The 9,339-nt window shown below is 65.7% G+C and carries 9 protein-coding genes; 4 read left to right on the plus strand and 5 right to left on the minus strand.

Going from position 1 to position 9,339, the window contains the following annotated elements; all coding sequences use genetic code 11:
• Positions 1–3 precede the first annotated feature (3 nt).
• On the plus strand, positions 4–840 hold the full coding sequence (locus tag WS69_RS07435) for an ABC transporter permease (protein WP_059470145.1): 837 nt from the start codon (positions 4–6) through the stop codon (positions 838–840).
• 116 nt (positions 841–956) lie between these two features.
• On the opposite strand, the gene WS69_RS07440 is transcribed toward WS69_RS07435, so the two are convergent.
• From WS69_RS07440 to WS69_RS07455, 4 genes are all read right to left on the minus strand, one after another.
• Positions 957–1,379 (minus strand): hypothetical protein, encoded by a 423-nt coding sequence (locus tag WS69_RS07440; protein ID WP_059470146.1) that lies wholly within the window; start codon positions 1,377–1,379, stop codon positions 957–959.
• Between the two features lie 316 nt (positions 1,380–1,695).
• A complete protein-coding gene (locus tag WS69_RS07445) occupies positions 1,696–2,757 on the minus strand; it encodes a permease (RefSeq protein WP_059470147.1) in 1,062 nt (353 codons plus the stop codon).
• A 298-nt stretch (positions 2,758–3,055) separates the two neighbouring features.
• Positions 3,056–4,108, minus strand: a complete 1,053-nt coding sequence (locus WS69_RS07450) for an NADP(H)-dependent aldo-keto reductase (protein WP_059470148.1) — start codon at positions 4,106–4,108, stop codon at positions 3,056–3,058.
• Positions 4,109–4,309: 201 nt separating this feature from the next.
• Positions 4,310–4,747 (minus strand): PaaI family thioesterase, encoded by a 438-nt coding sequence (locus WS69_RS07455; protein WP_059470170.1) that lies wholly within the window; start codon positions 4,745–4,747, stop codon positions 4,310–4,312.
• A gap of 182 nt (positions 4,748–4,929) precedes the next feature.
• Here WS69_RS07455 and WS69_RS07460 point away from each other — a divergent pair, with 182 nt between their 5' ends.
• From WS69_RS07460 to WS69_RS07475, 3 genes are all read left to right on the plus strand, one after another.
• A complete protein-coding gene (locus tag WS69_RS07460; RefSeq protein ID WP_059470149.1) occupies positions 4,930–5,406 on the plus strand; it encodes a winged helix-turn-helix transcriptional regulator in 477 nt (158 codons plus the stop codon).
• A 428-nt stretch (positions 5,407–5,834) separates the two neighbouring features.
• A complete protein-coding gene (locus tag WS69_RS07465) occupies positions 5,835–6,566 on the plus strand; it encodes a GNAT family N-acetyltransferase (protein ID WP_231747089.1) in 732 nt (243 codons plus the stop codon).
• 960 nt (positions 6,567–7,526) lie between these two features.
• Positions 7,527–8,831, plus strand: a complete 1,305-nt coding sequence (locus WS69_RS07475; RefSeq protein ID WP_059470152.1) for a dicarboxylate/amino acid:cation symporter — start codon at positions 7,527–7,529, stop codon at positions 8,829–8,831.
• Between the two features lie 233 nt (positions 8,832–9,064).
• Here the strand turns inward: WS69_RS07475 and WS69_RS30420 are convergent.
• Positions 9,065–9,339: glycoside hydrolase family protein (locus tag WS69_RS30420; RefSeq protein WP_442854891.1), on the minus strand; the 275-nt coding region annotated here is incomplete at its 5' end.

Raw genomic sequence — 9,339 nt, forward strand, 5'->3', positions numbered from 1 at the left:
ACAATGGACACTCGCCACTACACGTCGCAGCCGGCCGTCGCGCTTCGCGAGCGCGAATCCGCGTTCGCGCTCGCGCTGCCCGCGAACGCGACCAACTGGATCGCCGTCTGGCGGCGCAACTACCTCGTCTGGCAAAAACTCGCGATCGCATCGATGTTCGGCAATCTCGCCGATCCGATGATCTACCTGTTCGGCCTCGGGCTCGGTCTCGGGTTAATGGTCGGGCACGTCGAAGGCGTGTCGTACATCGCGTTCCTTGCGGCCGGGACGGTCGGCTCGAGCGTGATGATGTCGGCGAGCTTCGAATCGATGTACTCGGGCTTCTCGCGGATGCACGTGCAGCGCACCTGGGAAGCGATCATGCACACGCCGCTGTCGCTCGGCGACATCGTGCTCGGCGAGATCGTCTGGGCCGCGAGCAAGGCGATGCTGTCGGGCGCGGCGATCATGCTCGTCGCCGGCATGCTCGGCTATGCGAAGTTTCCGTCGATGCTGATTGCCCTGCCGGTAATCGCGCTCGCCGGTCTCGCGTTCGCGAGCCTCGCGATGATCGTCACCGCGCTCGCGCCGTCCTACGATTTCTTCATGTTCTATCAGACGCTCGCGCTGACGCCGATGCTGCTCTTGTCCGGCGTGTTCTTCCCGCTCACGCAGTTGCCCGAGTTCGCGCGGCACGTCGCGCACGCGCTGCCGCTCGCGAATGCGGTCGATTTGATCCGCCCGGCGATGCTCGGCCGTCCGGCGCCCGACGTCGCGATCCACGTCGCGATCCTCGCCGCATACGCGGTGGGTGGATTCTTCGTTTGCGCGCGCCTGTTCAGGCGGCGGATGATGCGCTGATGAAACCGGCCTGCCCGGCCGGCTCGCGACGCCCGGGCGCGCGCGAGCCGAATGCCGAGCATGCGGCCTTTCGGCCGCGCCGCGGGCCACGCGCCGCGCGGCCGCGAGCTCGACGATCACTCGTCGTCGTCGCTCCAAGGCATCTCGACGTCGGTCAGGAACGCGACGGTCGCGAGCGGCCCGCCCTCCTGCCGGCCGAGCTTGCCGTCCGCGCGGTGCCATTCGACGCGAAACACCGTGCCCGGATCGTCGGCGAGCAGATACACGGTGCGCAATTCCTCCGGATCGGCATCCCCGACGGGGCCGTCGAACGACACGAGCATCTTCTGCGGCCAGAGTCCGTTGACCGGATCGTAGACGCGCTCGCCCTGCGGAATGTCGATGCTCGCGTCGACGCCGATCGTCGCCGACGCCTCGACGATCATCTTGCCGAGCGCGTTCAGCACGGCGGTCGCTCGTGTGGAGTTGGCCTGGCGAATCGCGAGATCGCCGCGCGTCAGCGCCTGTTCGAGGCGGGGATGTACCTTGTGTTTCGTCATGCGTTTTCCTGATCGCTTCTGCTTCTGAAAATGACGGCCGGCCTCGCTTCCGAGACCGGCCTGATTACGTGCGCGCGGACGGCCGGCGCGTCGGCAATGCGGTCGAATCCGTCGTGCTGGAATCGCCGTGCGGTTGCCGTCAGTCGCCGCCGATCGTGTCCGAATGGAGATCGCCAATCGCCGCGACTGCCGATCTCCGGCCGCCGATCGCGAGATCCAGCCCGGCCACGCCACAGGTGCACCGTGGCCGAAGCGTGTCGACCGAGCGCGCTAATCGAATTTTCCCGACCGATCATCGCCTCCGGATTCGCCGCCCTCAGAACCCGAGCGCGACCGCAGCCAACCCGCCGACCACCCCGAACGCGACAACGAGCGCAGCGACGAGCGCAAGCGTCGCCGGCTTGAACGAGCGCGCGAGCATCGCGAGCGACGGCACGCTGACGGGCGGCAGCGTCATCAGCAGCGCGCCCGCCGGCCCGACGCCCATGCCGAGAGACAGCATCGCCTGGATGATCGGCACCTCGCCCGCGGTCGGAATCACGAACAGCATGCCCGCAATCGCGAACGCGACGATCCAGCCGATCCCGTTGCCGATGTCCGGTCCGATATGCGGGAACAGCCACGCGCGCGCGGCGCCGAGCAGCAGGACGAGCACCAGATATTCGGGCACGAGGCGCACTGTCATGCGCGCGAAGATCTTCATCCAGCGCGCGAACGCGTTGCCGGCCGCCGCCTGCTCGGCGACGAGCTTCGCGCGCAGCGCATCGTCGACGACGCGCGTCTGCTCCCCCGCGAGACGGTTGAGCAGATAGCCGACGCCGAACACCATCGCGACGCCGAGCACGAGCCGCAGCGCGCTCCAGTGCCAGCCGAGCACGAAGCCCATGAACACGAGTGCGGCGGGATTGAGCACCGTGTTGCCGAGCCAGAACGCGACCGCGCCGCCCGGCGACGCGTCGCGCTCGCGCAGACCCGCGACGACGGGCGCCGCGCAGCACGTGCACATCATGCCGGGCAGCGCGAGCAGCCCCCCTGCCGCGACGCTGCCGAAGCCCGTGCCGCCAAGCGCGCGCGCGACCCAATGCGCGGGCAGGAGCGCCTGCACCGCCGAGCCGAGCAGAAGGCCGAGCACCATCGCCTGCCAGATCGCCTTGCCATACGCCCACGCATAGTCGAGCGCCGCCTGCAGCGACGGCTCGGGCGCGCGCGCCGCCGCGCCCATCAGGATCGACTGGCCGATCGAATGATGCTCGGCCGCGACGAACGCCTTGTGATAGTACGGAAACCATTTCACATAGAAGAGGCCCACGACGGCCAACAGGACGAACGTCGCGAGGCCAAGCGCCGGATGGGGGGTGTAGGAACGGGAACTGTTCATGCTGGTCGCCGTAAATGCGTGTGATTGAGCGTTGTTGCGCATCGATGCGAAACGTCGGAAACGGACGTATGCCGCATCGCGGCACGCCGCGGCGGATGGCAGCGCGTCAACGCCTCGATTTCGGATGCGGAATCAAACGCCCGGTTCGGACGAACCGGACCGATAACGGAAAGGCGGGATTATCGCACGCGGCGCGCGATTCTCCGATCAGGGCATATGCGGCAGCGGACGCCGCACGCCCAGCGGGACAAGGCCCGGCGACGCGCGACGCGTCGGCCGGACCGCTTCGCGGCAGCCGTTACGGCGCGGGATTCGGCTGCCGCTCGTGAAGCGCGTCGATTTCGGCGAGGATCTCTGGCGGCAGCTTCACGTCGACGCTCGCGATGTTCTCGCGCAGTTGCTCGAGCGACGTCGCGCCGATCAGGTTGCTCGTCACGAACGGGCGGCTGTTGACGAATGCGAGCGCAAGCTGCGCGGGCGACAGGCCATGCCGCTTCGCGAGCGCGACGTAGCGCGACGTCGCCTGCACCGCGTGGGGCCTGCTGTAGCGCTGGAAGCGCTCGAACAGCGTGATGCGCGCGCCGGCGGGACGCGCGAGCTCTTCGTACTTGCCGGACAGCCAGCCGAACGCGAGCGGCGAGTACGCGAGCAGCCCGATGCGCTCGCGATGGCTGAACTCCGACAAGCCGTTCTCGAACGTGCGATTCAGCAGGCTATACGGGTTCTGGATGCTGACGATGCGCGGCAGGCCGAGCTTCTCGGCCGCCCGCAGGAATTGCGCGATGCCCCAGGGCGTCTCGTTCGACACACCGACATGCCGCACCTTGCCCGCCTTCACGAAGTCGCCGAGAACGGCGAGCGTCTCTTCGATCGGCACCGTGTACGGATCGTCGATCCACGGATACGCAGGGCGGCCGAACGTCGTCGTGCTGCGGTCCGGCCAGTGCAACTGATACAGGTCGACGTAGTCGGTGCGCAGGCGCTTCAGGCTGCCGTCGAGCGCCGCGGTCAGGTTCTTGCGATCGAACTGGTTGCCCGCACCGCGGATGTGCGTGGGATTGTGCGGCTGGCGCGCGGGGCCGGCGATCTTCGTCGCGATCGTCAGCTTGTCGCGCAGCGTCGGGCGCTTCGCGAGCCAGGTGCCGAGATACGCTTCGGTGCGACCCTGCGTCTCAGCCTTCGGCGGCACCGGATACATCTCGGCGGTGTCGATCAGCGTAACGCCCCGATCGATCGCGTAATCGAGCTGCGCGTGCGCGTCGCTTTCGGTGTTCTGCTCGCCCCAGGTCATCGTGCCGAGACCGATCAAGCTGACTTCGACGCCTGAATTGCCGAGTGTGCGGTATTCCATGCTGGGGTTCCTGTCGCTTCGGATGCAAAGACCCGAAGCTAACACATCGAAACGATTGCTTCAGAACGCGCGTGTCAAGCGTCGCTGTAGCGTCGCTCGCGGCGTCGGCGCGCCGGCGATGCACTCGCATTCGGCACACATTCGCGGTGGCTCGCTGCTCGCCCGATGTCTGACGCCGAGCGCCGGTCACCGATACGCCGCTCACGCCGGCCGCTGGATGAAGCACGTCGCCGACGCGTGCGCGACCACTTTATCGTCCGGCGTCTTCAGGGTTCCTTCGGCGACGCCGAGGCTTTTCGACAGATGGATCACGCGCCCCTCTGCGACGAGATCAACATCACGCGGCACCGGGCGCAACATCTTCACGTGCAGATCGACGGTGCCGTAGCCGACGCCCGGATCGAGCATCGTATGCACCGCGCAGCCCGTGACGGAATCGAGCACCGTCGCGGCGAAGCCGCCGTGCACGCCGCCGAGCGGATTCAAATGGCGTCCGTCGGCGCGCGCGGTCATCTTCACGTAACCGAGCTCGACGCTCTCGGACCGCATCGGGATCGTTTCGGCAATCGACGCTGCGGGCACTTCACCCGCCGCTGCAGCGCGCAGCAGTTCGAGACCGGACATGGACCACGGATTCATCGACATACTCCTCGCAGTGGTAAGGAACGCGGCGCGTCGCGCCTATTAGTTCTAAAAAAGAACTTACGATGACGCCCATTATTGGCACGCGTTCACCGGCTGTCAACACGTGAGCGACGTGGCCGTTTCGAGCGTGCGTTCTATAATCGAACGCACTTCCCCTGTTTTCACGGAAAACGATCATGAAATGGGACGACATCGGCTCGATGCCGTGTTCGGTCGCACGCACGCTCGCCGTGCTCGGCGATCGCTGGACGATGCTGATCCTGCGCAACGCATTTCTCGGCCATCGCCGCTTCGAAGCGTTCCAGACGCAACTGGGGCTCACGCGCCACGTGCTCGCGGAGCGGCTCGCGCGGCTCGTCGACGAAGGGATCTTCACGAAATGCGCGTATCAGGACCGGCCGCCGCGCTTCGAGTACCGTCTGTCGCAGAAAGGCCGCGATCTCTATCCGGTGCTGCTCGCGCTCACCGCGTGGGGCGATCGGTGGAAGGACGACGGCAACGGCCCGCCCGTCGTGCTGCGACACCGAACGTGCGGGCACGTGATGCATTCGGTGATGGTGTGCTCCGAATGCGGGGAATCGATCGATCCGCTGGACGTCGAGCCGCTGCCGGGGCCCGGCTGGATCGAGCAGCAAGTGGACGAGATCGGATGACGACGGGCAACGCACGCTCGATGAAGCACGGCGATGGAACTGCTGCGCTGGGCCGAGCGCGTGCGAACACGCGCGGCGCAATCGATGCGCATTGCGTCGCGGAATGCCTGCCGCATCGGGATCGCGCTCGCGGAACCCGGCATACGGCCGGTTCGTCACGCTGCTTCTTGGCTCGCGTCAATCCGAGTTTGACCGCCGTCGTTCCGGCCTCGACAGCGGGCGTCTTGGACAACAGACCGCCTTCTCGCTTCCGAAGTGCGGACGATCCCGACCGCGCACGCCCACTGCACCGGCCTCCGCCGATCGAGATCCGCAACGTCCGCGATGATCGACGCGCATCACGCAGAACGCGTTGGTTCGACCGCAGATCATGACAGGGCATGCGAAGGATGTCCGCGCAATCGAACCCCATTTCGCTCGGCAACCCGATGGATTCGACGGCCGGTCACCATGATCGCGTACACGCGCGGCAACTGCCGCTCGAACATCAAGCGACATATTCGACCGCTGAAGACACTGCCCTGCAGTACCGCCGCACCTGTCGACGGCGTCCCACAAAGTCCACCCAGAAGGAATATCGAATGACACGAAAAACGAGCGCCGCGATCGAAACGGCGCGATTGCTCCTCGACACGCTCGATCAACGCGATGCCGAAGGTCTGTTCGACTATCACGGCAATCCCGAAGTCTGGAGATATCAGGGCTGGCGTCCTGCCAGCGTCGTGGATTCCCGCGATTTCATCGCACGTCAGTCGGACATCGCATTCGGCGAGGCCGGCGCGTGGTGCCAACTCGCGATTCGCAGCAAGCCGACGCGCGAATTGATCGGCGACCTCGGCATACGTTTTCCCGCAACCGACACGGAGCCGGTCGAATTCGGCATCTCGCTGAGTCCCGCGCACCAGCGCAAAGGGTACGCACGCGAAGTCATGACGGCTTGCATCGATCTCGCTTTTCGACAATGGGGGCATCGCAGACTCGTCGCGTCCGTCGATCCTCGCAACATCGCAAGCATGGCGCTATTTCAGGCGCTTGGCTTCCGACAAGAGGCGCATCACGTCGAAAGCTACTATCTGCGCGGCGAGTGGGTCGACGACGTGATCTTCGCGATGCTCGCGCGCGAGTGGTCCGCGCATTGCGACAGCGATTCGGATCGGTAGACGTGCGGCTGTCGCAGACAGGCAATGCGCATTCGATCTCGCATCGCGACCGCCGCCGATGCGCGGATTTCCGGCCGCTGCGGTCGAGGCGATTCGAACTCGGCGCGGCTTCTGGCGTCGCCAACGCGCATCGTCGCATCGTCGCATCGTCGCATCGTCGCATCGTCGCATCGTCGCATCGTCGCATCGTCGCATCGTCGCATCGTCGCAGGCGCACGTGCCTCGATCGCGTTTGAGTCCGGATTCAGGCAGCGCGAGCTTCCCCCTTCTCCCGACGTCGAAAGCAAGAAAGTCCGTTGGCCACCCGGCGTCACGACGCGCATTCGCAAGATGTCCGGCATCACGCCGCCGATCAAAAGGCGCTACGCGCAATCTGCACGAGTGCGGCGCAATCCCGAAATACGGCGATCGATTCCAAGGATTGGGACGCCGCGGCGGCCGCTCCGGTAGGCCCAAGTCCGGCACGCAAGCGCCGATCGCTCGCCCGCGGGAGCAAAGAAAAGTTGGGTGGCTCGCCTGGGCTGCTGCGGAAGCTGCGCCGCCCGCTCCGAGATAACCGAATGCCATGCGCAGAGATGATCTGGCGATAGGCAGGCGCGCTACCGCACATGCCGCCGATTCTGCCGGAACGCATTCGGCTTGCGCCGTAAACTGCCGAAACGAAGGCCTCGGCGCTGCCGTCGCCCATCCACGCGACGTAACCCGTCGGACGAGCGCGGCGTCCGCTTCTCGCGGGCGACGATGTCTCAACTCTTTCAATTTCGAAAGCAATCCGGCCAATTGGAGTAACATATCGCCTCTTGTATCGAGCGATCGCGCCCTGTCAAGCGCATCCAGCAAGAATTGCCTGGTGCGCGCCGTACCGGAAGGCGCGCGAACAGCCCAGGTACCAGGTCCACTGCTTGCGCGCCGGCGACCGCGCCGTCATTTGCAACACCCGCCGTGCAATTTGGACTCCTCATGAAGAAAAGACGCAACATCACCTCGTACATCGTGATCGCGATGATCCTCGGCATCGCCGTCGGTTATGGCTGCCATAGCGCATTCCCGGATCCGCACGTCGCGAAGGAAATCGCCGGCTACGTATCGCTGCTGTCCGACGTGTTCCTGCGTCTCATCAAGATGATCATCGCGCCGCTGGTGTTCGCGACGCTGACGGTCGGCATCGCGCACATGGGCGATACCGGTGCGGTCGGCCGGGTCGGCGTGAAGGCGCTCGGCTGGTTCTTCATCGCGTCGTTCACGTCGCTGCTGCTCGGCCTGCTGGCCGCGACGGTATTGCAGCCCGGCAGCCATCTGAGCCTGCCGCTGCCCGCCACCGATGCCGCCCTCAACCTGAAGACCGGCTCGTTCACGCTGAAAGACTTCGTGATCCACCTGGTGCCGAAGTCGATCGCCGAGGCGATGGCGAACAACGAGATCCTGCAGATCGTCGTGTTCTCGATCTTCTTCGGCACCGCGCTGTCCGCGCTCGGCGACGCAGGCAAGCGCCTGACCGGCGTGATCGAGGATCTCGCGCAAGTGATGTTGAAGGTCACCGGCGCGGTCATGTGGTTCGCGCCCGTCGCGGTGTTCGCGGCGCTCGCATCGACGATCACGACGGAAGGACTCAGCATCCTGCTCACGTTCGCGAAGTTCATGGGCAGCTTCTATCTCGCACTCGCGCTGCTGTGGGGCGTGCTGACGCTCGCGGGCCTCGTGTTCCTCGGAAAGCGTACGTTCTCGCTGATCCGCCTGATCCGCGAACCGTTCCTGTTGTCGTTCGCGACCGCGAGTTCGGAAGCCGCGTATCCGAAGCTGCTCGACGCGCTCGACCGTTTCGGCGTGAACCGCAAGATTTCGAGCTTCGTGTTGCCGATCGGCTATTCGTTCAACCTCGACGGCTCGATGATGTACTGCACGTTCGCCGTACTGTTCATCGCGCAGGTATACGGCATCGATCTGCCGCTCGGCACGCAAATCACGATGCTGCTTCTGCTGATGCTGACGTCGAAGGGCATGGCCGGCGTGCCGCGGGCGTCGCTCGTCGTGATTGCGGCGACGCTCAACCAGTTCAACCTGCCGGAGGCAGGCCTGCTGCTGATCATGGGGGTCGACATGTTCCTCGACATGGGCCGCTCGGCGACCAATGCGGTCGGCAACTCGATTGCCGCCGCCGTGGTCGCGAAGTGGGAAGGCCAGCTCGACGACCCGCGCGACGATGCAGGCTCCGACGGCGGCGGCGCGGCGTCGCTCGAGCCGCAGCGGATAGCGGAGCGGGTATAGGAATGACGGCCATGTGAAACCGGCTGGCTCGGTATCGTCATGGCCCGCTTCCGAGGGAAATCACGCCCGTCGGCGGCAGCCGGGCGCGCTCCGTTGCACCGCGCGTAGGTGCGCCCCTTTTTTCATCGCGCGCTTGCTCACGCGGAAGGTCGACGACTCGGTGCGCGGCTCGTGGTCCGGGTAGAAGACGTCCTCGGACAGCGTGCGGCGCGTCTCGTGAGTTTTCGTGGTTGTCATAGGTCACGCTCGCAGATTGCGCGCTCTTCGGCGCGCCATTTCACCAGGCCGGGCAGTACACGGCCGCCGGCCGTCACCCATTGCGGCCGGCCGCTATCCGACTCGTTCAACGCGCGGCACGCGCCGCGCCAGTCGCCCGCGCTGAAGCGCTTCGCGGTCGTGCTGCCGCAGTACGCAGCTGGCCCGACGTTGTAAGAGACGGTTTCAAAAAGGCCCGGTGGGGCTGTTAACTTTCGCGGCGAGCTGTTAACCTCAGGCATCGGAACAACCT

The organism is Burkholderia sp. BDU5 (assembly GCF_001522845.1).
Classification (GTDB): Bacteria; Pseudomonadota; Gammaproteobacteria; order Burkholderiales; family Burkholderiaceae; genus Burkholderia; species Burkholderia mayonis.